This is a genomic window from Microbulbifer halophilus (assembly GCF_026183675.1).
GTDB lineage: Bacteria > Pseudomonadota > Gammaproteobacteria > Pseudomonadales > Cellvibrionaceae > Microbulbifer > Microbulbifer halophilus.
The window spans coordinates 170,699-194,463 of the sequence record NZ_JAPIVK010000004.1 but is presented as its reverse complement, the minus strand read 5'-3'; the positions used below and the strand labels follow the sequence as shown (position 1 = coordinate 194,463).

The following is a 23,765-nucleotide window of genomic DNA, read 5'->3' as shown; positions in this document are numbered from 1 at the left end:
CCAGTCACGGCGCTACGCGCCATGCCTGGCGCACATAAAAAAAGCCGGCGCAATTGCGCCGGCTTTTTTATGGGAAAACGCTCTCAGAGACTCAGGCTTTTCACCTCCATATTGTAGAGCGCAAAGCTGAAGAGATCCGCGTACTGCTCGATCTGCTTGGATACCGGCGTGCCGGCGCCGTGACCGGACTTGGTCTCGATACGGATCAGCGTGGGCGCAGTGCCCGCCTGCTTGGACTGCAGTTCGGCGGCAAACTTGAAGGAGTGCGCCGGCACCACGCGGTCGTCGTGATCGGCGGTGGTCACCAGCGTCGCCGGGTATTGCACGCCCGCCTCCACATTGTGTACCGGCGAATAGCCCTTCAGGTACTCGAACATCTCCTCGCTGTCCTCAGCGGTGCCGTAGTCGTAGGCCCAGCCGGCGCCAGCGGTGAAGGTGTGGTAACGCAGCATATCCATGACGCCCACCGCCGGCAGTGCGACCTCGAACAGGTCCGGCCGCTGGGTCATCACAGCACCCACCAGCAGGCCGCCGTTGGAACCGCCGCGCACCGCCAGGTAGTCGCTGGAGGTGTATTTGTTGTCGATCAGGTATTCGGCCGCGGCGATAAAGTCGTCGAACACATTCTGCTTCTGCAGTTTGGTGCCGGCCCTGTGCCAGCTTTTACCGTACTCGCCGCCGCCGCGCAGGTTTGGCACTGCGTAGACACCGCCCAGCTCCAGCCACACCGCATTGGCAATGCTGAAGGACGGGGTCAGGCTGATATTGAAGCCGCCGTAGCCGTAGAGGATGGTCGGGTTCTCACCGTCCAGCTCGGTGCCTTTCTTGTAGGAGATCATCATCGGCACCCTGGTGCCGTCCTTGGACTTGTAGAAAACCTGCCTGGACTCGTAACGGTCACTGTCAAAGTCCGCACCGGACTTGTGGTAGACACTGGATTCACCGCTGTCCACATCGAAGGAAAACAGCGTGGAGGGGGTTTTGTAGTTGGTGAAGGAGTAATAGAGGGTTTCCTCCTCCCGCTTGCCGCCGATGGAGGAGGCACTGCCCGGACCGGGCAGTTCGATCTCCCGCACCCGCTCACCGCTGTAGTCGTACTGGTAAACTTTCGACAGGGCATCGACCATATACTCGGCAAAGAAATAGCCACCGCCGGTGGAGGCAGTCAGTACATTTTCCGTTTCCGGGATAAAGGTATCCCACTTTTCCGGCCCCGGCGCGGCCGCATCCGCGGTCACGACTTTCTTGTTGGGGGCATTGCGGTTGGTCACCAGGTAGAGCTTGCTGCCGACATTGTCGATAACCCGGGTATCCGAATCGAAATCCGTCAACACCGGCACCAGCGGTGACTTTTTTTCGGTCAGATCGCGGATAAACAGGTCGTTGCCGGAGGTGGAGTTGGCGCCGGCGATCACCAGGTATCGATCGTCCTCGGTCACACTGCCCTGTACATAGCGGCGCTTCTGCTCTTCGGTACCGCCGAACACCAGCCGGTCCTCGGTCTGGGGCTGGCCCAGTTTGTGGTAGTAAAGCTTGTGCTGATCCGTTTTCGCGGACAGCTCGCTGCCTTCCGGCTTGTCGTAGCTGGAGTAATAGAAGCCATTGTTGCCCTTCCAGGAAATACCGGAGAACTTCACATCCACCAGCGGCTCTTCCAGTTTCTCACCGGTTTCGGCATCGATGACGATGATCTTGCGCCAGTCGCTACCGCCCTCGGAAATGGAATAGGCGGCGATGCTGCCATCCTTCGAAAATTCCAGGGAGGCCAGGGAGGTAGTGCCGTCCTCGCTGAATTTGTTCGGGTTCAGGAAGACCTCCGCCTCGCCATCGCCCTTTTTGCGCCAGACCACATACTGGTTCTGCAGGCCGTCGTTGCGGTAGAAGTAGGTGTACTCTCCCTCGCGGAAAGGCCGGCTGACCTTCTCATAGTTCCAGCGCGCCTCCAGGCGCTCCTTGAGGCTGTCGCGATACGGAATCGCCTCCAGGTATTTGAAAGTCACCTGGTTCTGGGCCTCCACCCACTCGCCGGTCTCCTCGCTGCGGTCGTCTTCCAGCCAGCGATAGGGATCCGCCACTTCGGTGCCGAAATAGGTGTCCACCACATCGCCCTTGCGGGTCTGTGGATACTGGATATCGACGGACTGGGGCTCAACGGCGGCGTCCGCGGACGGTTCATTGTCCGGGTTGCCCCCGGAGCAGGCCGCCAGTGCAGCGGCCATGGCCAGGAAGGTTAGCTTTTTCATCGGTCCTACCTTAATAAAGCGTTCTTTTAAGATTATCGGGCAAGGGAGACCACTCCGGGCCTCTCCGCCAGTGTGCCGTGCGGGAAGTTCGCGAACAAAGGAGCACAGCCAAAGCGCTCAGATCAAGGCGAGAAAGCGCTGGAATAGCAGCGTTATTTCAAGCTTTCAACGCAGAGCTGGGCGCTTTGGCGCAGCGAACTGTTTGCGAACTTCCCGTACGGCACACTAGACATAGCAGAACGCTTATTCGCGCAAATAGCAAGACATGGACCGGTGCGCAGGGCGCACCCTGAGCGGGGCGGGGGGGAGAGACCGGCAATTGGTCAGCGGTGTGTGTCAGGCGAGATGCTTCTCGAACAACAGTTGCATCCGGCTCCAGGCGCGCTCTGCCTGCTCCCGGTTGTACGCCATGGAGTCCGGCGGGCACCAGCCGTGCATGGCATTGTCGTAGACTTCGATCTCGGCCTGCGCGCCGCTGTTCTCGAATGCCTCCCGCAATTTGCTCTTGGCCTCCGGGTAGCGTTCGTCGTCGTTCTCCGCGATCGCCACCAGGAAGCCGGCCCCGATTTCCGGTACCAGCCGATGGGGACTGTCTTCCCGGTCGGTGACGAGACCGCCACCGTGAAAAGAGGCACCGGCGCCGATGCGTTCCGGCATGTCCGCTGCCAGGCGGAAGGTGTAGGAGCCGGTCATGCAGTAGCCGGCGGTTCCGATTTTGCGCCCGGTGTCCACCGAGGGCTGTCGATCGAGATATTTTACGAAGGCGCGACCATCTGTGACGCAGGTCGCCGGTGACAGGGTGCCGGCCTGTTCCCGGGCTTTGGGGAAAATCTCCTTGCGCAACTCGGGGCCGATCACCGTTGCGTCGTCCGGCACCAGTTGCCCCTTCATGGTCCGGTAGTAGGGATTGACCACCAGTACCGCATAGCCCAACCCGGCGAGGCGCCTGCCCATCTGGCGAAAGGCGGGGCGCATGCCGAAAATATCGGGCCACATGATCACTGCGGCGTAGCGCCCCTTCTCCGGATGCACGAAGAAACAGTCGGCTTCGCCATCGGGGGTTTTCACCGTCACGTCCGATTCCACCAGGCCCTGTGCCCGCGCTCCCAGCGGCAGCATCGCGGCCACGGCGGCCCCCAGTCCGAGCTTGCCGAAATCGCGGCGGTTTATTCCAGCGCTGCGGAACCAGGCTTCCGCGTCTTTGTCGGTCCGTTCGTCACACATGGTCCACTCCTTCTGAAATTGTGGTTGTCCAAAGGACTGTCCGCAGGCTCGATGGGTGCGTTTCAGTAGAGATCCCGCCGGTAGCGCCCAGAATCCAGCATGCTTTGCACTTCGGCACTTCCCAGTATTCTCTGCAGTGCGGCGTGAACCCCCTCCCCCATGCCGTTTTTACTTCCACAGACGTAGATATCGGCACCGCGGGAAATAAACGATATCAGTTCTTCCGCCTCGCGCTCCAGCAGGTGCTGCACATAGCCTCCGCCGTCGCGGGAGAAAACCCGGTCGCAACGGGCGAGCATCCCGCTCTCCCGCCACGCCGCTATTTCGTCGGCGAGGTGGCGGTCCGAGTCGGGGCAGCGCTCTCCGTAGAGCAGCCAGGCTTTACCGGGGTTTCCACACAGGGCCCGCTCGGCGAGCTGGGCGCGCAGGCCCGCCAGGCCGCTGCCCGCGCCCACCAGCAGAATCGGGCGGCGGTGATCCGGGGTGTGGCAATTGGTGTTCGTGCGGATATGGCCGATAACAAAATCGCCACTCGGGCAGTGCCGGGTGAGCCAGCCGGAACCCAGCCCGGGGTGCCCCTGTCCATCCAGTTGCCGGCGCACCAGCAGTATCAGCCTGCCCTCCTCCGGCCTCGACGCCACCGAGTATTCGCGCTGCGGCAGCAGCGGCCAGTCGGCAAATTCGCCGCGCAACAGCGCCCCGGGCTCTTCCACTCGCCCGGGCAGTTGTCGCTCACTGAGCCATTCGGCCAGGGGGCGGGTGCGATCGCCGACGCGGGCCCAGGTTGAGCCGTCCAGTCCCTGCCGCTCGAGCCACCGATCCACCTGTTGCCGGGCCCGGCGGGGTCGCACAACCAGCACATCGCCGGCCCGCCAGGCGGGCGACGGGCCACACGCCCGCAACACGAGCCGGTACAGGGGATCGCCCGGGCTACCGGCATTGAGCCGTTGCCGGTCTGTCAGTTGCCAGTGAATCTCCGTCGCTTGCGTGCCGGCGTTGCCGGAAACCGGCGCCGGGGCGGGAGCGCTATTCCGGATTGGCTCCGGGGCACCGCTGTCGATCCGCACCAGCGGCTCGAGTGCCCGGGCGCCCATGGCGGCGAGCCCTTCGTAGACAGCCTGGCCGAAGGCGCAGAAGTTGGCGTAGGTCCGGTCGCCGAGGGCGACCACCGAATAGGAGAGGTGTGACAGGTCCAGCGACTGCCCCGCCGCGCCGTTCAGGTAGCTGCGGGCAAAGCGCTGGCCGTTGTCGGGCGCTTCGCCGTCGCCGTAGGTACTGACCACGAACAGCGCCCGGCGCGTGGACAGCAGCGTCTCGCGCGATACGCGGTTCAGCGGCAGCAGTTGCACCTCGCCCTGGGTTTCGAGACCTCGGGCCCGCTTCCGGGCCAGGGTCTCCGCGGTACCGCCCTGGCTGGCGTAGGCCACCAGCGCGACACCGTCGGCGGACCCGGCCGCGTCAGCGCGCCGCCCCCGCCAGTACAGCCACAGGCACCAGCCGAGCCAGGCGATGACGGCCGCCGCGGCCAGTGCGGTTCGCTGGAACTCCGTCACGGCTTACAGCGGCAGTACTTCGAAGGTGGCGGAGTACTGGCCGCGGCGACCGGTGGCCGGGGCGGCTGCCCTGTCGTCCTCGTACTTGGCTTCCATAAAGTAGCGACCTGCGGATGGCCAGGTAACGCTGAACTGGCCCTCGGCATCGGATTTCGCGGTAATCTCGCCCTGGCTGTCGCGGTAGCGGCTGCCGCCGGCGATCAGTACCACCTCGGCATTTTTGGCCGGTTCGCCGTCGATCAGCAGTTTGAACTGCGCCGTTTCACCGGTGTAGAGATCGTTCGGGTGGGTGACCGGCACCAGCTCCAGGCCCACGCCGGTAGGGGCGAAAATCTCGTCGCTGGGCTGGCCGGCGGTAACGAAGGTCTCGATACGGCGGGAGCCGCGGAATACACGCAGGTCCTTCGCATCTTTCGGCACAGCGGTATCGAACTCGGAGTCGTCGGCGCTTTCGCCGCGGCCCGGCCACATATGGCGCTCGCCCTCGGCGTCTTTCCAGAAGGCGCGCAGGCCGGCCGAGGCGCGGCTCACCTTGTAGGTGCCCTCCCGTTTCAGCTGCAGGTCGAAGGTGGTGCGGTATTTGCCCTTGCTGGCATTCTCCAGGGCAACCTCTTCACCGCCGGGACCCCGGGCCTGCAGGTCACCGACACTCAGGCCGACAAAATCCGGGAAAAAGATGGTATTGGAGACAGCCGCGTCGAAGGTGACATAGGGGTCCTCGCCAGACAGTACTGTAGAGCTGGGCAGAATCCAGACGCGGTGCGCCTGGGCCTGCATGGCGGTGCCGGCGGTAACCGCTACGGCCAACAGGACTTTTGCGAGTGTGCTTTTTTTCATCGGATCTCTCCTTGTCAAGTTAAATGGTAGGGTGCGCCGTGCGCACCGATATGGGCCGAATCCGCTTCCGCGAACCGGCCGGTGCGCGCGGCGCACCCGACGCGGAATAAGAATCCGGGCTATCTCTCAGTCGACCAGGGTCACCCGGATACTGCCCAGTTCGGACTCGCCTTTACCGGTGAGTGGCAGCGCTGATTGATCCAGCGGCCAGGTCAGCGGGATATTCACCAGTTCGCGGCCGCCGACTTCCCGCGCGGCTTCCACCCGCAGGCGGTAGTCGCCGGGCTCCAGTGCCGCCAGTTCCTCCCGCCCGAGCGCCACTTTCAATGTGTGCTCGCCGGGGCCGTAGGTGGCGGAGGTGATGCCGTCCACCGGCATGTCCATGGCGCGGCCGCCACGGCGCCACCACTGGCGCAGGTCCTTGAGCCATTTCCGGCCCTCACTGTTGCGCATGCCGACGTCGTACCAGACGGCGAGTTGGGTGGCCCTGCGGGAGTCATCTTCCAGCCACACGGCCACATAGGGGTTGTGGTATTCCGCCACGTTCAGGCGCGGAATTTCGATGCTTACCTGCAGGCTCCGGGCCTGGACCCAGCCGCTGGCGAGCAGTGTCGCCAGCAGGGCAATGGCCCTGAATTTTCCGGCGTGTTTCATCCGCATATTTCTACTTCCTTCTCAATGAATAAAAACCAGCGCGATCACCAGCGGAATCAACACCCCCAGGGCGGTGACCGGCCAGGTGGACACGCGGCGCGACGACTGCCGCCACAGCAGCCAGAACCCCGTCAGGCAAAACACGATGCAGGCGATCGCAAAAATATCCAGGAACCATTTCCACACGGCACCGCTGTCGCGACCCTTGTGCAGGTCGTTGAGATAGGCGATCCAGCCGCGGTCGGTGCTCTCGTAAATCAGTTCGCCGGTCTCCGGTATCAACGCCAGCCAGGCGTCGCCGCCGGGGCGCGGCATGGCCAGGTAGAACTCGCCGCTGTCCCATTCGCCGGCGTGTCCACCCGGTATATGAATTCCGTACTCCGCTGCCAGCCAGTCCAGAACCGCCGCGGGGAGCTGTGGAGTTTCGCCGGCGGACGGCTGCCAGTCGCGCAGCAATTGCTCCGGCACCGTGCCTTCGTGGCTGACGACTTCCGGCTCCACCGGGATTTCCGCCGCGTGGTTGAGGGTGATACCGGTGACGGCAAAAAGCAGCATGCCCACCAGGCATACTGCCGAACTCATCCAGTGCCACTGGCGAACCGTTCCCCAAGAAAAAGTCACTGTACTCCCGCCTCTCAAACTGCCACACCGATCGGCTTAATATGCAGTGCTCGTTATTGACTGAAGTTGCCGCGGGCGGTGGCGAATTTTCCGCGCGGGCCCGCGACAACCTGTTGCGGTCCCCCGCAATCAGAAACGGTAACTGAGACCGAGCCAGTAGCGGCGGCCATCGGCAACGAAACCGTACTCGTCGTAGGTCACATCCTCGTCCAGCAGGTTGTAGATCCCCGCTTTCAGTTTCGCGCTTTCAGACAGAGCGTAATTGAGACCGGTGTCGACGAATGTATAGGACGGAGCGATCAGTGAGCTGCTGGACGGCCCGGTTGTCGGCTGGCTCTCCTCAGCGCGGTAGGTGATGCGCAGCCAGTGGCTCAACGCATCGCCGACGCGCCAGTCAGTGCTGACGGAAGCCATGTTCTTCGGCAATTGCGTCAGCGGTTCACCGCGGTATTCGCCGGTCTTCTGCTCGGAGTCGGTGTAGGTGTAACTGGCGTTGACCTTGAAGTTGTCCGCCAATTCGGCGGCCACGGAGATTTCGCCACCGCGGGTCACCGCTTCGTCGACATTGATTCGATAGGTGGGCAGGGAGCCGAACTGGTTGGGGCCGGCATCACAGATATCTTCGGGACAGTCGATGCGGCTGATCTTGTCTTCGAAGTCATTGTGGAACAGGGTCATGCCGGCGCTGAAACCGTCGTTCCCCTGAAAGTGTAGTGCCAGTTCCCGATTGACCGAGGTTTCCGGTTCCAGGTCCGGGTTGCCGTAAACATCGCCGCCGCGGCTGACCTGCCCCCAGTCGGCAGTCAGGTGGCGCAGGCCGGGTGCATTGTAGCCGGTGGAGACGCCACCCTTCAGGGTCCAGCGATCCGCCATCCTCCACACCCCGTAGAGGCGCGGGCTGGCGTGGCTGCCGAAATTCTCGTCATCATCCAGGCGCACGCCGGCGGTCAGGGCGAAGCTCTCGGTCAACGCCCATTCATCCTCGCCGAAAAGGGCCCAGCGGGAGCTCTCGATGTGAGTGCGATCGGATATCTGGTTGGAGGTAAAATCGTCCAGCTCTTCCGCTTCATAGGTGGCGCCCAGTGTCATGGTGTGGTCGCCCAGGGGCATCACGTAGCTGCTCTTGGCCACCAGGTTGGCGATCTCCATCTGGCGGCCGATATTTTCGGTAACCTCCCGCTGTACGAATGAACTGAGATTGCCACTCTGGAAACGCCCGTTGTGGGTGAGGGAGATGAAATCGCGGTTGTACTCGTTGAAGGAATCGCTACAGCCGCCGCGGCAACCCTCGGTGGGGCCGGATTTCCCCATCAGCGAAGTGCGCTCCTGTTCGGTGGTGCCGGTCTCCAGCAGGATTTCGTGATTCTCACCGGGCGTATAGGCGAGGCGGCCGGTAAAGCTCTGTACGTCGCTTTCGTTGTAGCCGTTGATGATGTCGTCTTCATCGCGCCGGTACTTGCGACCGTAGAGCTGCAGGCTCAGCTTGTCCTGCACCAGCGGGCCACTCAGGTGGAAATTGCCCTGGGCCGTGTCCCCGGAGGCGCTGTTGTCCTGGATGATGCTGTCCAGTTGCACACTGCCGCCCCACTGTTCCGGCACCTTGCGGGTGATGACATTGATCACGCCGCCGATCGCATCGGAACCGTAGAGCGTGGACATGGGGCCGCGCACCACCTCGATACGCTCGATGGCCTCCACCGGCGGCAGCCAGTTCTGCTCCTCGCCCGGGCCATCGCTGTTGGGGCGGCTTTCGCGGCCGGACAGCCGCTTGCCATCCACCAGCAACAACGTGTAGCCGGCGGGCATGCCGCGCAGGCTGATATCGGCACTGTCGCCGCCGGACTCGCCACCGGTGATGATCACCCCGGGCAGGTCTTTCAGTGCATCGGTGACATCCCGGTAAGCGCGCTGCTGCAATTTCTCGCGGTCGATCACGCTGATCGACGCCGGCGCATCCACCAGCGCCTGTTCGTGGCCGGAGGCGGTGACCACGATATTTTCCACTTCACCGGTTTCCGCCGCCAGCGCCGGCGCGGCGGCCACGGCTGAAGCCAGCAGCAGCGGCTGCAATAGAGAATGCCTGTGCAGGGAGGCCCGAGCGACCATATCCGTAACTCCTTGTCGTCTTGTCGTTATCAAACTTGGCACGAATGATAATGTTTCTCATTAGCGGTAAATAGAGTAAGATGCCGAACATGGCGTTGCGATTCATGCAACGCGGTTTCGGGCAGACTGTCGGGGTGCGGATTGGCCCGCAGGTGATGGAGGTAGCCCTTGCACGATCTGAGAGAGCTGAACGTATTTGCCGCGGTGATCCGCTCCGGCAGCCTGACCGCCACTGCGCGGGAACTGGACCTGTCCAAGTCCACCCTGAGCCGGCGCATCCGGCAGTTGGAGATCTCCCTGGGACAGTCGCTGCTGCGGCGGGAGAGCAACCGCCTGATTCCCACCGAGGCGGGCCGCATCTACTACCGCTACTGCCGCGAGATACTGAAACTCGCCGAGCGAGGCCGCCAGGAGCTGGACGAGTTGCACGGTAAAGTCAGCGGCGAATTGCTGCTACATTCCCACGAGGCCTTTATCCGCGGCTGGCTCGCCGGCGTGGTGGAGGCCTTCATGGCGCAGTATCCGCGGGTGCGGGTGAGCCTGCAGACACAGATGGAGGAACCTGCGGGAGGCCCGGAGGATCGGGTCTATCTCTGGCTGGGATCGGCGGCCGGGCGCGGCCTGCGACAGGAACCCCTCGGCAGCCTGAGCCAGGGGGTCTACGCCCACCCGGACTACTTCCGCCACCGCGGCGTGCCGGCGCACCCGCGGGAGCTGGCGGATCACGACTGGGTGGATATGCTCGGCGAGGGCGAGCAGGGACTGCTGTTGCACCACCAAACCGACGGCACCTATCCGGTCGCGCTGCAACCCTCCTGCATCCGCGTGGACCAGTACACCATCCAGGGCGACGCCATCGTCCGCGGCCGCGGCCTCGGCCTGATGCCGGACTGGCAGGTGGCCCTGCGCTCGCGCGCCCACCCGGGCACCCTGCAGCGCTGCCTGCCGGACTGGCAGGGACCGGCGCGGTCGGTGTGGCTGCTCTATTCCCACGGCCGCCAGCCGCGGCGGGTGCGCGCCTTTCTCGAGCATATCCGCGGCAGCGTACCAAAAGACTGGCGGGGCGATCGCCGGACGGCCGAAGTGCCCGCGTGAACCGCCCGCTCCGCGCGGGCTGAAAGCCATATAACCGGACCTTTGCCGGCACCGCCAAAGAATTATTGGTCGCCCTGCGGGCACCCTTTATAATCGCGCCCCTTTTTCGTTGTTCAGCTGCAAGCCAGAGCGGTGCCCATGGCCAAAGCCTCTCCCTTCGCCCTTCTCCCCCTGGGACTGTTTCTCGCCCTGTTTGTCGGCAGCGGCCTCTGGTATTCGGCGCAGGGAGTGGAGATGGCCTTCTACCGGATCTCCGCACCGGTGGCGATACTGCCGGCCGTTGCACTGGCGATACTGCTGGCCCGCGGCCCGTTGAACGGGCGCATCGAGACGTTTGTCCGCGGTGTGGCCGATCACACCATCGTCACCATGGTATTGATCTATCTGCTGGCCGGCGGCTTCGCCAGCGTTGCCGAGGCCATCGGCGGCGTGGAGGCGACGGTGCATTTCGGCCTCAGTGTGATTCCCCCGGCGCTGGTACTGCCGGGCCTGTTCGTCGTCACCGCCTTTGTCGCCACCGCCATGGGCACCTCCGTGGGGACCATCGCTGCGATTGCGCCCGTCGCAATCGGCGTCGCCGATGCCACGGCGCTGTCGATGCCGCTGACGCTGGGCACCGTGGTGGGCGGGGCCATGTTCGGGGACAACCTGTCGATCATCTCCGACACCACCATCGCCGCCACCCGCACCCAGGGCGTGGAGATGCGGGACAAATTCCGCATGAATTTCCGCATCGCCCTGCCCGCGGCGCTGGTCACACTGGTGTGGCTGTATTTTGCAGGGGACAGCGCGGCGGTGCCGGCACAGGGGGATTACGAATTGGTCCGCGCGCTGCCCTACGCCGCCGTGCTGGTACTGGCAGTACTGGGCGTCAATGTGTTGCTGGTGCTGTTTACCGGTATCCTGCTGGCCGGCGCCATCGGCCTGGGACTGCAACCGGACTACAGCCTGGCGGCGCTGTCGCAGGATATCTACGACGGCTACAGCGGCATGCAGGAAATAATGATCCTGTCGCTGCTGATCGGCGGCCTGGGCGCAATGATGAAATCCGGCGGCGGCCTCGCCTGGCTGGCCAACGGCATCGACCGTATCGCCCGGCTGCGCGGCGAAAAAGCGCAGGCTCCGGTTACCGGCGCATTGGGTATCGGCACTGCCGTGGCCGCCACCAACATCTGCACCGCCAACAATACCGTCGCCATTCTGCTGACCGGCGGCCTGGCAAAAGATATCGCCGCGCGCTACCGGGTGGATCCAAGGCGCAGTGCCAGCCTGCTGGATATCTTTTCCTGCTCGGTACAGGGGCTGCTGCCCTACGGCGCCCAGGTACTGCTGGTATCCTCCCTGGCATCCGTCTCGCCGCTGGCGCTGGTGGGACATATACAGTACTGCTGGATACTGGGCCTGGCTGCACTGGCTTCAATTTTTTTCAGTCTACCAGCCGGCCAGAATGCTGCCCCCGTGACCGGCTCCTCTCCCTGACGATTCCGGAACTCGCGCACACTTTCCCCCAGGCGGACCGGACGGTCGCGCAAATGCTGGAATTCGGCGCCAGAAATTTTTTATCCCGCGACACCTGAAACCTTTCTGTCTCCTTTTCGCATTTACGATTCACCTGTTGTTATTCCAAACCATAAAACCAATAAAGAAGGTGAATACATTGCAAATAAAAACCAGAACCCTGCTACCGAGCCTGGCACTGCTGCTCGCCCTGCCGGGCGCTGCCCTCGCCGAGACCGGGCTGGCTATGGTCCACGGCACCGGCAACCAGTCGGACGCCTACAGCGATTACTGGACCCCGGAAATGGTGGAATCCGTGCGCCAGGGGCTGCCCGACGGTGACAACCTGCTGGTCGTCAACTGCAATTTCGAGCAGTACATGTGGGACGACGCCGCGTCGGGATGCCTGGCGACACAGTTGTACGATTTCATCACCAGCCGCAATATCGACGACCTGGTGGTGGTCACCCACTCCAACGGCGGCAATGTCATGCGCTGGATCCTGTCCAACCCCACCTGGGACAGCCGCTACCCGACCATTATCGACAACACCCGCTGGGTCAACGCCGTGGCGGCCTCCAGTGCCGGCACGCCGCTGGCGGATGCGGTAATGGCCGGCAATGCATTCGAGGCCGCAGTGGGCTGGCTGCTGGGCTACCAGAACGACGCGGTGGAAATGCAGCAGACCGGCTGGATGGAACACTACAACCAGAACTGGTTGCTGGGCACCGGCGGCCGGCCGTCGCTGCCCGTCGGCTTCTGGAATGTGGTGGGCACCGATGTGGAGAGTTCGATAGTGGATTCGGACAGCTACTGCGGTGGCTATGCGGAGAATGTGGGACTGGAAGTGACCCAGGAATGGCTGGACAGCTGCTCCGACGGCTTCCTGAACTGCTCTTCCCAGAACGCCGCCGGCAGGCTCTGGTTCTACGACGACGCCCGCACCCGCGACGGCGAGCCACTCAGCCACAACCAGAGCCGGCGCAAGTGCTTCAATCTCGACATCATCCTGCGCAACGATATCTGAGAGGTGCCACCATGCAATACTATCGAATGATTATCGCGGCCCCTCTCGCCATCGCGGCCGCCCTTTCCGCCACCGCGCTCCAGGCACAACAACTGGCCAACCAGAACCGGGAAAAAGTGGCCTTTTCCCAATATGTCGATCCCGGTTCGGAACAGCACCTGGCCGACACCCCCATAGCGCGGAAAAGCCGCAGCTTTTTCCGCAGGGTCAGCGGTAGCGAGCTGAACCGCGGCCTGGAACTGGTAACCGACGCGGATCGCGCCGTCATCCAGATCACACCGCTCGACGGTGTCGCCAAGGGCGCCCGCGTCAGCAAACGGGAGATCCCCCGGGGCATGACCCTGTCCAACGGCGCACAGCGCCGCCCGGTAGACGACGACAGCATCGCCCTGCACCGGATGTCCCGCGGGTTGCGGCAGCAGCTGCCGGCGTTTTACCGCCGCGCCCACGCCATGCGCGTACCGGCCGATATGGACCACGGCAAACTGACCCTGAAAGCCAACGGCAACGCCGCGGCCAGGGCACAATACGTGGTCTATGTACTGGACCGGCACAGCGATACCGCGCTGGAAGTGCGAACCCCGAAGACGCGCTTCTCCCGCGCCGAGCACCTGACACTCGAAGCGAGCGCCGGCAGCCGCGCACAGATAGACTCCATCTCCGCGACGCTGGTGGCACCCGGCGGCGAGCGCTACGCGCTCAGTGGGAAAATGCAGGGGGACGAGTACCGCGTGGACTGGCCCGTGCGCGTTCGCGAGTCCGGCGCCCCCGGCCAGTTGTGGAGCGTGCAGGTGAAATCCCGCATCCACAGCGCCAGCGGCGCGCTGGTGGAGCGGGTGGCCACAGTGGCAACGAATATTTTCCAGCAGACCGCCGAGCTGGCCTCCGTCCACAGTGAAGCACAGGGTCTACGCCTGGACCTGGATGTACAGCAGCCGGGCCGCTACGAAGTGCGCGCACTGGTCCAGGGCCGCGACCGGAGCGGCGGCTACCTGCCCATCATGCTGAGCTACAACGCCGAATGGCTGGAAGCCGGCCGTCGGCAGATGGCGGTGCCGATGGACATGGCCCAGCTGGCCGCCTCCGGGCTGGACGGCCCCTATCGCGTTCAGTCCCTTCAGCTCCTCGACCAGGGTCGCATGGCGGTACTCGATTATCAGCGGGGCAGTTGGGAACTGGCGACCCCCTGACTATCCGGCGGAGCCCTTCGGGGCTCCGCCGGTATTGCACTACCACTAGACTGGAACTCCCGCCAACTCCTGCTGCCCAATGGTGCTCCGCCCACCGCACAAAAAGGAATTGACCATGAAGCAGGGACTGGCGCGAATACTCAGGGAAAACCGGTCCACCCTGATTTTCCTCGCACTGATGTTTGTCTTCCGCAGCGCCTGCGCGGACTGGAATCATGTCCCCAGTGGCTCCATGAAACCCACTATTCTGGAAGGCGACTATATCCTCGTCGACAGAATGGCCTACGATATCCGTGTGCCCTTCACGCATATCTCACTGGCGAAAGTGGGCGAGCCACAGCGCGGTGAGATTGTGGTATTCGATTCCAAAGCCAGCGGCAACCGGCTGGTAAAACGGGTGGTCGGGGTTCCCGGCGATACCGTGGCGCTGCGCAACAACCGGCTTGTCATTAACGGCCAACCGGCTTCCTATGAACCCGCCAGCGAGGCATCCCACTTCCGCGATATGCACGAAGACCTGCCCGGTATGGAGCATCTGGTGCGACTGCACAAGCGCGGTTCGCCAATGGCCAACTTTCCGCCGGTCCGGGTGCCACGGGACTCCTATCTCGTTCTGGGAGACAACCGGGATAACAGCGCCGACTCGCGCGTGATCGGCCTGGTACCGCGGCGGGAAATTCTGGGCCGCACCCGGTCCGTGTTGCTGTCGCTCGACTACGACAATTATTTCCTGCCCAGGGCCAATCGGTTCCTGCAGGAACTTTGATACCAACGGCTCCCAACCTACGCCTAGCGCACGGCATACCCTACGTAGCTATAGGAGAGGGGACCGGAATGAGTCTTCACGAAACCCGGTGGGCAAATTCAACCCCGAATGTCTTCGACATAGCTCCCCTCTCCCACCGGGAGAGGGGCCGGGGGAGAGGGGAACAGATTGCCCCGTGTATACCGCTGGTCCCGGATGTTGGACTTCGCGGAGCTCACTCCAACCTCCGCTGCTATTGGGGTTAGTGCACGCTGTGAGGATAGGCCACTTTTCCCGAGGGAAAGCGGATTTTATTCGGGCACTTCCACTTTGCGATTTTCCTCGTGCGCGGTATCCGGGTCGCCGCCGAAGCGGTGGTCGCGGTTGAGGCTGTCGATTTTTTCCAGTTCTGCATCGCTCAGTTCGAAATCCTCGAGCAGGAAATTCGCGCGGATGTGGTCCAGCTTTTCGGCCTTCGGGATCACGATACGGCCCTGCTGGATATCCCATTTCAGGATGATCTGCCCTGCAGTCACGCCGTGTTTTTCCGCCAGTTCCACAATCAACGGATCCACCACCGGTTTGTCTCTGGTCTCCACACCGCTCCAGCTTCCCGATCCCAGGGGAGACCAGCAGGAGACGGCGATCCGGTGGAAGCAGCAGTAATCCACCAGCTTTTTCTGCGTCAGGTAGGGATGCAGCTCTATCTGGTTGTAGGTGGGTTTGACTTCGGCAAAGGTGGCGATCTGTTCGATATCGGACTGGCGGAAGTTCGACAGGCCCAGCGCTCGGACTTTCTTTTCGTCGTACAGCGCCTCCATCACCTCCCAGGTTTCGCGTGTGTAGGCGGGAACCGGCCAGTGAATCAGGTAGAGATCCAGGTATTCCAGTTGCAGCCGCTCCAGGCTGCGCGCAAATGCATCGGCCGTGCCCCTGCCCTGTTCGGTATCCCAGACCTTGCTGGTGATAAACAGCTCCTGCCGCGGCAGGCCGGAATCCCGGATGGCGCGACCGAGGGCACGCTCGTTGCCGTAGACGGCGGCGGTGTCGAAATGCCGGTAGCCGATGGATATGGCCTTGAGGATGGTATCAGTGACATAGCCGTTGTCTTTCTGCCACTCGTCGATGGCGGCGGTGCCGAAACCCAGTTGCGGAATCTCGACACCATTGTTCAGCGTCACAATAGCCATGGCGCGTCCGGCCTCTCCAACCCATGGCGACAACCTGCATCCAGTTTAGGGCCGCTGCGGGCGGGCCGGTAGGTCGCCCATCGGCCCCTGATACAGGTCACAGGGGCAAAACGGTTGCGGCGAAGTCCGTTCTGGAGATTCAGGTGAGCCGGCGGTGATTGGCCGCGACTTCCCGCACAGTGTCCTCCCGCACCCCGGCGCGTTCGGCAAACTCCGGCCAGCGAGCCACCGATGCGGCCACTTCCGCGACGATCTCCTGCGGCTTCTTGATACTGATGGATTTGCCCACCGCCACCAGATCCTCGAGTCCAAAGTGATCCCGCTTGCCGTTGATGCTCATCTGGTGGCGGTTGGTCCACTGGCCACCGGGGTTGTGGGCATAGGTGAGATCGAAGGCCGGTGACAGGCGCCAGTCGCCGTCGCGGTCCATCAGGAAGGCGATATTCTTGGTGTGGTCATCCTGGTTGCGCGCCACCACGTTAAAAACCAGGCGTCGGTACTGCTGGATGGCCTCGCTCTTGGGGAGCCGCAGTTCGCGCATCACGGCGAATGCCTGTTCGTAGGAGTGGGCACCGGCCATATTGAAATCCAGGTGGGCGATGGCGCAGAGGCTGAGCATGTGTAACTTTTCCCCGCCGATGCGATCGAAACGCCGCGTCATGAAATGCGCGCGTCCGTTTTCCTCCAGCAGGCGCGATTCCATCATCTCGATACCGGCGGCCCGGGCCATCAGGTAGTAGGCGTACTCGATACGCCCGAAGCCCTGGGACTTGCCCAGCTCGATATCGTCCACGCCGTCGAATTTCAGCAGCCAGTAATCGTAGCCTTCCGGTGCCGGCACCTGGCCGGAGCGCACATCTCCGTCACCATTCATTGCGATCACTGCCTTGGCCCGCGCGCCGCCCGCACTGGTGCCGACCCGAAGGATATCCCCCAGGGCGCCGGCACTGTCATCGCCGCCACCGAAGCGCGAGGCCAGCCCCTCCTGGCGATGAGTGACGGACTGCGCCAACTCCACCAGCTCGGCGATCTCCACCGGCGCGGATTCCCGGAAGCGGCCGTCCACCGCCGGCTCGAACTCCAGCGCGCCCATACCGCGGTTGCCGGTATAGCAGAGCCGCTCGATGGGGCTGAAATCCCCCGGCGTGCGTCCCTGCCGCGCCAGCCAGGCATCGATGATGGCATTGCCGAACTTGTCCGGCAGCGAATCCGCCAGCAGGCCCGGCAACCCCTTGTAGGTTTCGCGGTTCAGGCCGGGGAAGGAGAAAAGGCGGCTGCCGCTGTGGATCGACATATGAATCGGCGACAGGTCCAAGCCCTGCTGGACGAAGTCGGGATCGTACTCGAACACGCCGTAGCCATCCGGATGCCAGGAGACGGCACCGGCGCGCCGGCCCCAGAGGTTGACGGTTGCGGTTTCAATGGGCTCTGCCATGGCGTTCACCAGTCGGATTCGGGTTTATCGTTCTTTGCCGGCGGCTTTTTCTTCGCCGACACACGGCTGGCCCGCTGCCGCGGGCGCCCCTGCCGCTCGGCCAGCTGCAGCGGGCTGATACCCGGGTCCGGCAGGAAGGCCTCCAGCCCGTCCAGCTGCCCCAGCTCCCGCAGTACCGCGATCAGGCTGTCCAGCCGCCCGCGGCCGGCCTCCAGACCCTTGATGGTGGATACGGACAGGCCGGCCCGCTCCGCCAGCTGCTCCTGGGTGATATCCCGGTGGAGGCGATGGCGGTGCAGGCGTTCGCCGAGGGTCTGTAGTATCTGGCGGTCAGATTTCCCTAAAAATCCCATAATAGCTCTATTTCAAGCTCTTAGTGATTCTAAATGCAGATAATAGCTGCTTTTACAACCGAAAATCAACATTACTTAATAGATTTAAAAGCATCTACTAAAAAGAAATAATACCCTTAACAGCCTTAAATTCAACTTTAAAACTACATCAAAGATAACTAACTAAAGAGCTGAAGCAAGGCAGCCATCCCACTAGTAAGAAGACCCAGTGACGGCCCTGCTACCGGGGGAAGTTTGCGGGACACGCCGTGAATACATCCCTGTAGGCTTGTCGGCGAGGTCCCTCTCGCCGACAGTCCCGCAAACTTCCCCCGGCATCAGGGCCTTCGCTTCTGACTCCTTGATTCTTTTACGGATCCCGAGTCCCGCACCCATTATTGAACTATTCACCCGACCCGCTACCATCCTGCAAACACCCCAAAACAACAAGCGACCAGCCACCATGGCGAACCAGCTCCACACCCTGCTCGACCTCTGGCACGAACAGAAAAACGCCCGCAACTGGGTGCTGGGCACCATCTATAAAACCATCGGCCCCTGCTACCGCAAAGCCGGCGCCATCATGCTGTTCGACGATATGGGCCGCCACTACGGCCTCTTGAGCGGCGGCTGCCTGGAAGCCGACATCCAGCGCCATGCGCAGCGGGTCATGAACAGCGGGGAGCCGAAAACCCTCTGCTACGACGGCAGCGACGAAGACGACTTCGCCTTTCAACTGGGGATCGGCTGCGGCGGCACCGTGCATATCCTGCTGCAGCCACTGAACGCCGATAACGACTTCCTGCAACTAGAACAACTGCGCGCGCAACTGCGGGATCGCAGGCACTGCCACTACCTGCAGAAAATTCCCGCCGCCGGCGAAAGCGCGGCCGAGATTTCCACCGCAGAAGCGCCCGACAGACCCGCGCGGGCGCAACTGATCGAGCGCACCGACGGCCAGTGGCTGCAGACCCCCATCGCCCCCGTCCCCCATATCCTGCTGATGGGCGCCGGCGCCGACGCCCAACCGATGGCACAACTGTTCCGCACCCAGGGCTGGCAGGTCAGCCTCTGCGATCCCCGCCCGGCCAACGGCCGCGCGGCCTATTTTCCCGATTGCACCGGCTACCGCTGTCATCCCGACGACTTATCCACTCAACTGGACCTGCGACAGGTCGATGCGGCGGTGGTAATGAATCACAATCTGGAACTGGATGCCGCCGCCCTGCGGGCACTCTATTTGCAACCCCTGGAGTACCTGGGCCTGCTGGGCCCGGTAAGCCGGCGCGACCGCGTGCTGGAGCAGGCCGGGCTGACACTGGAGCAGCTCAACGCCTCCCTGGCGACACCGCTGCGCGCGCCAGTCGGCCTCAACCTGGGCGGCGAAGTGCCGGAGAGCATCGCACTGTCCACCTGCGCCGAACTGCACGCGGCGCTACACGGTGCCGATGCCGGCAGCCTCAGCCCTGCAGACACAATGAAAAGCGATAAAAAGACTGCCGTACAGGCATAATGGAACCGATTCAGCCGATTATTCTCGCCGCCGGCGCCTCGCGCCGTTTCGGTCGCTGCAAGCTGCTGTTGCAGGGAAACGGCAAAACACTCCTGCAACAGTGTGTCGATAAACTGGAAGCCTCCGCCCTGCCCGCGCCACTGGTGATTACCGGCGCCTGGCACCGGGAGCTGGCCCGGACACACCCGCACCTGGCACTGCGGGAAAACCGCGACTGGCACTCGGGCATGGGCAGCTCACTCGCCTGTGCCATTCGCCAGTTGCCGGGCAACTGCGATGCGACACTGGTGCTGCTGGCGGATCAGGTGGCGGTCGACGATACCGATATCCGGCAATTGATCGACGCCTGGAACCGGCGGAGCGAAAACATCGTCTGCAGCTTCTACGCCGGGCGCCGCGGTGCGCCGGCGATATTTCCCCGCCGTATCTTCCCGCAATTGATGGAACTGCGCGGCGACCGCGGTGCGCGCGACCTGTTGCGCAACCCGCGGGAAACCATTACTGCGGTGGCGCTGCCCCACGGCGCCACCGATATCGATACACCACAGGACTGGGAGGCCCACCAATGCAAATAACAGTCAACGGCTCCGCCCGCGAGATAGACGTAGACGAACAGATGCCCCTGCTCTGGGTGCTCCGGGACGAACTCAAACTCACCGGTACCAAATTCGGCTGCGGCGGCGGTTACTGCGGCGCCTGCACCATTCACCTGGACGGCCGCCCGACGCGCGCCTGCCTGACACCGGCGAGCTTCGCCGAAGGCAAGCAGATCACCACCATCGAGGGTCTGTCGGAAAACGGCGACCACCCGCTGCAACAGGCGTGGATAGAGCACAATGTGCCCCAGTGCGGCTACTGCCAGAGCGGCCAGTTGATGTCCGCCGCCGCGCTGCTGGCCACCAATGCCAGCCCCAGCGACAGCGACATAGATGGGGCAATGACCGGCAACCTGTGTCGCTGCGGCACCTATCCGCGCATCAAGGCCGCGATAAAAACCGCAGCAACCGCTGACAACGGGGAGGAAGCCTGATGTCGACAAAACAACGCATTGAAAATATCGACCGCCGCAGATTCCTGAAGCTCACCGGCCTGGCTGCCGGCGGACTGGTGCTCGGCGCCAGCCTGCCCGCTACCCAACCGGCCTGGGCGGCGGAAGGCGATGTCGCCGGCGACCTCAACCTGTTCGTCACCGTTCACAGCGACGATACCGTCTCCATCGTCTGCCACCGCTCGGAAATGGGCCAGGGCATCCGCACCGGCCTGCCGCAGGTGGTGGCCGATGAACTGGAGGCAGACTGGCGCAAGGTCAATGTGGTGCAGGGGCTCGGCGACAAGCGCTACGGCAGCCAGAACACCGACGGCTCCCGCAGTATCCGCCGTTTCTACGACACCATGCGCAACATGGGCGCCAGTGCCCGCACCATGCTGGAACAGGCCGCGGCGCAGCAATGGAAAGTACCGGCCGGTGAATGCAAAGCAAAAAACCATGCGGTGGAACACGGGCCCAGCGGCCGCCGCCTGCGCTTTGGCGAACTCGCCGCCGCCGCGGCGGAAATACCGGTGCCGGAGGAAAAGTCCCTGCGCCTGAAAAGCAGCGACCAGTTCAACTACATCGGCAAACCGGTGGATACCGTCGACACGCCGGATATGGTGGTGGGCAAAGCGCAGTTCGGCCAGGATATCCATTTCGACGATATGCTGATCGCCAGTATCGAGCGGGCGCCGGTACTCGGCAGCAGTATCCTCGAGCTGGACGACAGCGACGCGCGCGAGATGAAAGGCGTGATCGCCATCGAGCGGCTCGACGGCGGCGCCGAGCCGCCGCTGTTCAAACCGCTGAGCGGCGTGGCGATACTGGCCCGCAATACCTGGACGGCGCTGCAGGCGCGCAAGAAACTGAAAATCCAGTGGAGCGAAACGGCCCACCACGCGCACAACAGCGACGACTACCTCGCCGCACTACAGCGAACCATCCGGGAGCCTGGCAAGACCATTACCGATCACGGCGACGTGGAAAAGGCATTTGCCGAAGCCGGCGATCGCCACAATGCCACCTACACGGTGCCCTACCTGGCCCACGCCACCATGGAGCCGCCGGCGGCTACAGCCAGGGTCAGCGAGGACCACTGCGAAATCTGGGGCTGCGTCCAGGACCCGCAGTCCGTGCAGCAGAATGTCGCCGGTGCCCTGGGCCTGAAACCGGAAGAGGTCAAAGTCAACGTCACCCTGCTGGGCGGCGGTTTCGGGCGCAAGTCCAAGCCGGATTTCGTGGTCGAAGCCGCACTGCTGGCGAGAAAAATGCAGCGGCCGGTCAAGGTGGTCTGGAGCCGCGAGGACGATATCCGCCACGACTACTACCACGCCGCCAGTGTCGAGCACTACGAGGCCGGTTTCGACGGCGACGGCAAGGTCAGCGGCTGGCTGCAGCGCGCCGCCTTTCCGTCCATCAGTGGCACCTTCCAGGCGGGCGTCGATCACCCGTCCACCTCGGAGCTGGACCTGGGCCTGAGCGATATGCCCTTTGCCGTGCCCAACCGCCGCATGGAAACCCAGCGGGCCGAATACCATACCCGTATCGGCTGGCTACGCTCGGTCTCCAATATCCAGAACGCCTTCGGCGTCTGCAGCTTTGCCGACGAACTGGCCCATCACAGCGGCGAGCGCCCGGACCGGTTTCTGCTCAATTTGATCGGCCCCGACCGGCATATCGATCCCAGCCAGGGGGATTTCGAGTACGGCAACTACGGCGAGGCGTTGGAGAAGTTCCCGGTGGACACCGCGCGGCTGAAGAATGTGTTGCGGCGCGTGGCCACCAGGGCCGACCTAGACCTGCGCGGCGACCACAGCGAGGGCAATGGCGAGGGCTGGGGCATTGCCGTACACCGCAGCTTCCTGTCCTACGTGGGGATTGCCACCCGTGTGGAGGTACAGAACGGCGAGCTGGCAATCGGTGAAATGCACTGCGTCGCCGATGTGGGCCTGGCGGTGAATCCGGACCGGGTGCACTCGCAGATGGAAGGGGCGATGATTTTCGGCATGAGCCTGGCGCTGATGGGCGAAATCAAAATGGAAAACGGTGCGGTGAGCAATAGCAACTTCCACGACTACCCGCTGCTGCGCATACACCAGTCGCCGCCCCTGTCGGTGGAAGTGCTGGCCTCCGACGAGCCGCCCGCCGGCGTGGGCGAACCGGGCGTGCCCCCCGTTGCGCCGAGCATTACCAACGCGATTTTTGCTGCGACCGGGAAAAGAATCCGGGAGCTGCCGATCAACAAGCACCTGAAAATTGGTTAGAACGCCGTATACACCTGTAGGAACCTGCTTGCAGACGAATGGCTAACGGGCCCCGACCTTTTCGCCTGCAAGCAGGCTCCTACGGCACGAGATTCCCTGTTCTGGTAGGATGGGCAAAGCGAAGGCAGAAAACTGCTTCATGCGTTTTCTGCATGCCCGCTGCCCATGGCGGGCTCGTGCCCATCAACAGCCAATAGATGGGCACATTGCCGCGCTCCTTTACCCATCCCATACAGGTGAACACCTCGCGGGGCAACAATAACAAGAAGACGGAAAGCCGATGCTGATTAAAATCCCACTGCTGATCGCACTGATCTACGCCTTTATTCAAACCAGCAATGTGATGCTTTGCTCCCTGATCTGGGGTGCCGCGGTACTGGTATTGGGCGCACTCTTCGGCGGCCTCGATCTCTGGCTGCTGGCCGGAGCCGGCATATCTTTTCTGCTGGCATTTGGCTTCTTTTCCCTGCTGGAATATCTTGAGGGCAGCAAGTGGTGGTGGCCGGCGATGTTTGTGGGCCTGGCCGCGATGATCCTGGTCGCCTGACAGTCGCGCTCCATTCAGTGCCGCTACACGCGCCGTGGGCACTCTGCGTATAGCGCCGGGGCCATAACCCTTATAGATCCGCGCTGAATAACAACCCGCTCATTTCGGCGGCAGGGTGCTGGCGAACTCGGCACCGCGGTTGACCCAGTTGTCGAGATCGGCGGCCACCGCGTCCTCTTCCACATAGACCATGCCCTTCAGCGGCCGGCCGGTATAGTCCATCGGCCGCGTGTAGCGCTCGGCGAGTGCCTCCTGGTAGCCGTCGGGTCCCACACGCACCATCAGTTCCTCGCCCACCACGCCGCAGGCCATATTGCCGTTCAGCATAAAGGCGAGACCGCCGAACATCTTTTTTTCCGACAGACCGTCGCTCTCCTGCAACAGCTCGCGTACTTTTTCTGCCAGGTTTTCGTTGTAAGCCATAACAGTCTCCTTAACGGATCCTTGCCGTACGGAAAGGGAACAGGGTGGATTCACAAGGCGCGAAAGATTTTCTCTGCGGCGGAAGGCAGATAAGTGGATGGGGTGGGTTTCGTTTAAAAAAAGCCAGCGCCATACGCGAAAAATTATTGTGAATAACTTTTCAAGTATAGCAGGGAATGGGAAAGCTGCCGCAGGCGAGGGGAATGTCGTACTCGACGAAGAAAGTGGAAAGGACACGA

The 23,765-nt window shown here is 62.9% G+C and carries 21 protein-coding genes; 10 read left to right on the top strand and 11 right to left on the bottom strand.

Annotation, left to right across the window (positions count from 1 at the left end; all coding sequences use genetic code 11):
* Positions 1-83 precede the first annotated feature (83 nt).
* From OQE62_RS03830 to OQE62_RS03800, 7 genes are all read right to left on the bottom strand, one after another.
* Positions 84-2,243 (bottom strand): prolyl oligopeptidase family serine peptidase, encoded by a 2,160-nt coding sequence (locus OQE62_RS03830; RefSeq protein ID WP_265720671.1) that lies wholly within the window; start codon positions 2,241-2,243, stop codon positions 84-86.
* A 336-nt stretch (positions 2,244-2,579) separates the two neighbouring features.
* Positions 2,580-3,467 (bottom strand): dienelactone hydrolase family protein, encoded by an 888-nt coding sequence (locus OQE62_RS03825; RefSeq protein WP_265720670.1) that lies wholly within the window; start codon positions 3,465-3,467, stop codon positions 2,580-2,582.
* 62 nt (positions 3,468-3,529) lie between these two features.
* On the bottom strand, positions 3,530-5,020 hold the full coding sequence (locus OQE62_RS03820) for a sulfite reductase flavoprotein subunit alpha (protein WP_265720669.1): 1,491 nt from the start codon (positions 5,018-5,020) through the stop codon (positions 3,530-3,532).
* A gap of 3 nt (positions 5,021-5,023) precedes the next feature.
* Positions 5,024-5,857: a DUF4198 domain-containing protein gene (locus tag OQE62_RS03815; RefSeq protein WP_265720668.1), complete on the bottom strand. Its 834-nt coding sequence runs from the start codon at positions 5,855-5,857 to the stop codon at positions 5,024-5,026.
* Between the two features lie 126 nt (positions 5,858-5,983).
* Positions 5,984-6,517, bottom strand: a complete 534-nt coding sequence (locus OQE62_RS03810; RefSeq protein ID WP_265720667.1) for a DUF2271 domain-containing protein — start codon at positions 6,515-6,517, stop codon at positions 5,984-5,986.
* A 15-nt stretch (positions 6,518-6,532) separates the two neighbouring features.
* Positions 6,533-7,132: a PepSY-associated TM helix domain-containing protein gene (locus OQE62_RS03805; RefSeq protein ID WP_265720666.1), complete on the bottom strand. Its 600-nt coding sequence runs from the start codon at positions 7,130-7,132 to the stop codon at positions 6,533-6,535.
* Positions 7,133-7,261: 129 nt separating this feature from the next.
* The gene (locus OQE62_RS03800; RefSeq protein WP_265720665.1) at positions 7,262-9,238 is read right to left on the bottom strand and encodes a ligand-gated channel protein; all 1,977 of its coding nucleotides are present in this window, start codon (positions 9,236-9,238) and stop codon (positions 7,262-7,264) included.
* A gap of 168 nt (positions 9,239-9,406) precedes the next feature.
* On the opposite strand from OQE62_RS03800, the gene OQE62_RS03795 reads away from it, so the two are divergent.
* The 5 genes from OQE62_RS03795 (at position 9,407) to lepB (ending at position 14,813) form a co-directional block, all read left to right on the top strand.
* Positions 9,407-10,333, top strand: a complete 927-nt coding sequence (locus OQE62_RS03795) for a LysR family transcriptional regulator (RefSeq protein WP_265720664.1) — start codon at positions 9,407-9,409, stop codon at positions 10,331-10,333.
* Between the two features lie 138 nt (positions 10,334-10,471).
* Positions 10,472-11,812, top strand: coding sequence for a Na+/H+ antiporter NhaC family protein (locus OQE62_RS03790; protein WP_265720663.1), 1,341 nt, complete (start codon positions 10,472-10,474; stop codon positions 11,810-11,812).
* Between the two features lie 178 nt (positions 11,813-11,990).
* Positions 11,991-12,857, top strand: a complete 867-nt coding sequence (locus OQE62_RS03785) for a hypothetical protein (protein WP_265720662.1) — start codon at positions 11,991-11,993, stop codon at positions 12,855-12,857.
* 11 nt (positions 12,858-12,868) lie between these two features.
* Positions 12,869-14,047: a DUF4785 domain-containing protein gene (locus OQE62_RS03780; protein WP_265720661.1), complete on the top strand. Its 1,179-nt coding sequence runs from the start codon at positions 12,869-12,871 to the stop codon at positions 14,045-14,047.
* A 115-nt stretch (positions 14,048-14,162) separates the two neighbouring features.
* Positions 14,163-14,813, top strand: a complete 651-nt coding sequence (gene lepB, locus OQE62_RS03775; RefSeq protein WP_265720660.1) for a signal peptidase I — start codon at positions 14,163-14,165, stop codon at positions 14,811-14,813.
* Positions 14,814-15,103: 290 nt separating this feature from the next.
* On the opposite strand, the gene OQE62_RS03770 is transcribed toward lepB, so the two are convergent.
* From OQE62_RS03770 to OQE62_RS03760, 3 genes are all read right to left on the bottom strand, one after another.
* Positions 15,104-15,982: an aldo/keto reductase gene (locus OQE62_RS03770; protein ID WP_265720659.1), complete on the bottom strand. Its 879-nt coding sequence runs from the start codon at positions 15,980-15,982 to the stop codon at positions 15,104-15,106.
* Positions 15,983-16,121: 139 nt separating this feature from the next.
* Positions 16,122-17,417: a type II toxin-antitoxin system HipA family toxin gene (locus OQE62_RS03765; protein ID WP_265720658.1), complete on the bottom strand. Its 1,296-nt coding sequence runs from the start codon at positions 17,415-17,417 to the stop codon at positions 16,122-16,124.
* A 5-nt stretch (positions 17,418-17,422) separates the two neighbouring features.
* Positions 17,423-17,770, bottom strand: a complete 348-nt coding sequence (locus OQE62_RS03760; protein ID WP_265720657.1) for a helix-turn-helix domain-containing protein — start codon at positions 17,768-17,770, stop codon at positions 17,423-17,425.
* Positions 17,771-18,212: 442 nt separating this feature from the next.
* Between OQE62_RS03760 and OQE62_RS03755 the strand changes: the two genes are divergently transcribed.
* From OQE62_RS03755 to OQE62_RS03735, 5 genes are all read left to right on the top strand, one after another.
* Entirely contained in the window at positions 18,213-19,262 is a 1,050-nt protein-coding gene (locus tag OQE62_RS03755; protein WP_265720656.1) for an XdhC family protein, read from the top strand.
* The gene (locus OQE62_RS03750; protein ID WP_265720655.1) at positions 19,262-19,837 is read left to right on the top strand and encodes a nucleotidyltransferase family protein; all 576 of its coding nucleotides are present in this window, start codon (positions 19,262-19,264) and stop codon (positions 19,835-19,837) included. Before OQE62_RS03755 ends, OQE62_RS03750 begins: the two co-directional genes overlap by 1 nt.
* Positions 19,828-20,292 carry a (2Fe-2S)-binding protein gene (locus OQE62_RS03745; RefSeq protein ID WP_265720654.1) on the top strand — a complete coding sequence of 155 codons (465 nt, stop codon included), beginning with the start codon at positions 19,828-19,830 and terminating at the stop codon, positions 20,290-20,292. The genes OQE62_RS03750 and OQE62_RS03745 overlap by 10 nt, the downstream gene beginning before the upstream one ends.
* Entirely contained in the window at positions 20,292-22,556 is a 2,265-nt protein-coding gene (locus OQE62_RS03740) for a xanthine dehydrogenase family protein molybdopterin-binding subunit (RefSeq protein WP_265720653.1), read from the top strand. The genes OQE62_RS03745 and OQE62_RS03740 overlap by 1 nt, the downstream gene beginning before the upstream one ends.
* A 280-nt stretch (positions 22,557-22,836) precedes the next feature.
* Positions 22,837-23,103 carry a hypothetical protein gene (locus OQE62_RS03735; protein WP_265720652.1) on the top strand — a complete coding sequence of 89 codons (267 nt, stop codon included), beginning with the start codon at positions 22,837-22,839 and terminating at the stop codon, positions 23,101-23,103.
* 99 nt (positions 23,104-23,202) lie between these two features.
* Here the strand turns inward: OQE62_RS03735 and OQE62_RS03730 are convergent, their stop codons facing one another.
* Entirely contained in the window at positions 23,203-23,526 is a 324-nt protein-coding gene (locus OQE62_RS03730) for a TfoX/Sxy family protein (RefSeq protein WP_265720651.1), read from the bottom strand.
* Positions 23,527-23,765 lie beyond the last annotated feature (239 nt).

Bases quoted from the DNA above. Each gene is read 5' to 3' on its own strand.
- OQE62_RS03830 (WP_265720671.1), bottom strand. From the start codon at position 2,243: ATGAAAAAGCTAACCTTCCTGGCCATGGCCGCTGCACTGGCGGCCTGC.
- OQE62_RS03825 (WP_265720670.1), bottom strand. From the start codon at position 3,467: ATGTGTGACGAACGGACCGACAAAGACGCGGAAGCCTGGTTCCGCAGC.
- OQE62_RS03815 (WP_265720668.1), bottom strand. From the start codon at position 5,857: ATGAAAAAAAGCACACTCGCAAAAGTCCTGTTGGCCGTAGCGGTTACC.
- OQE62_RS03810 (WP_265720667.1), bottom strand. From the start codon at position 6,517: ATGCGGATGAAACACGCCGGAAAATTCAGGGCCATTGCCCTGCTGGCG.
- OQE62_RS03800 (WP_265720665.1), bottom strand. From the start codon at position 9,238: ATGGTCGCTCGGGCCTCCCTGCACAGGCATTCTCTATTGCAGCCGCTG.
- OQE62_RS03790 (WP_265720663.1), top strand. From the start codon at position 10,472: ATGGCCAAAGCCTCTCCCTTCGCCCTTCTCCCCCTGGGACTGTTTCTC.
- OQE62_RS03780 (WP_265720661.1), top strand. From the start codon at position 12,869: ATGCAATACTATCGAATGATTATCGCGGCCCCTCTCGCCATCGCGGCC.
- lepB (WP_265720660.1), top strand. From the start codon at position 14,163: ATGAAGCAGGGACTGGCGCGAATACTCAGGGAAAACCGGTCCACCCTG.
- OQE62_RS03770 (WP_265720659.1), bottom strand. From the start codon at position 15,982: ATGGCTATTGTGACGCTGAACAATGGTGTCGAGATTCCGCAACTGGGT.
- OQE62_RS03765 (WP_265720658.1), bottom strand. From the start codon at position 17,417: ATGGCAGAGCCCATTGAAACCGCAACCGTCAACCTCTGGGGCCGGCGC.
- OQE62_RS03760 (WP_265720657.1), bottom strand. From the start codon at position 17,770: ATGGGATTTTTAGGGAAATCTGACCGCCAGATACTACAGACCCTCGGC.
- OQE62_RS03755 (WP_265720656.1), top strand. From the start codon at position 18,213: ATGGCGAACCAGCTCCACACCCTGCTCGACCTCTGGCACGAACAGAAA.
- OQE62_RS03750 (WP_265720655.1), top strand. From the start codon at position 19,262: ATGGAACCGATTCAGCCGATTATTCTCGCCGCCGGCGCCTCGCGCCGT.
- OQE62_RS03745 (WP_265720654.1), top strand. From the start codon at position 19,828: ATGCAAATAACAGTCAACGGCTCCGCCCGCGAGATAGACGTAGACGAA.
- OQE62_RS03740 (WP_265720653.1), top strand. From the start codon at position 20,292: ATGTCGACAAAACAACGCATTGAAAATATCGACCGCCGCAGATTCCTG.
- OQE62_RS03735 (WP_265720652.1), top strand. From the start codon at position 22,837: ATGCTGATTAAAATCCCACTGCTGATCGCACTGATCTACGCCTTTATT.
- OQE62_RS03730 (WP_265720651.1), bottom strand. From the start codon at position 23,526: ATGGCTTACAACGAAAACCTGGCAGAAAAAGTACGCGAGCTGTTGCAG.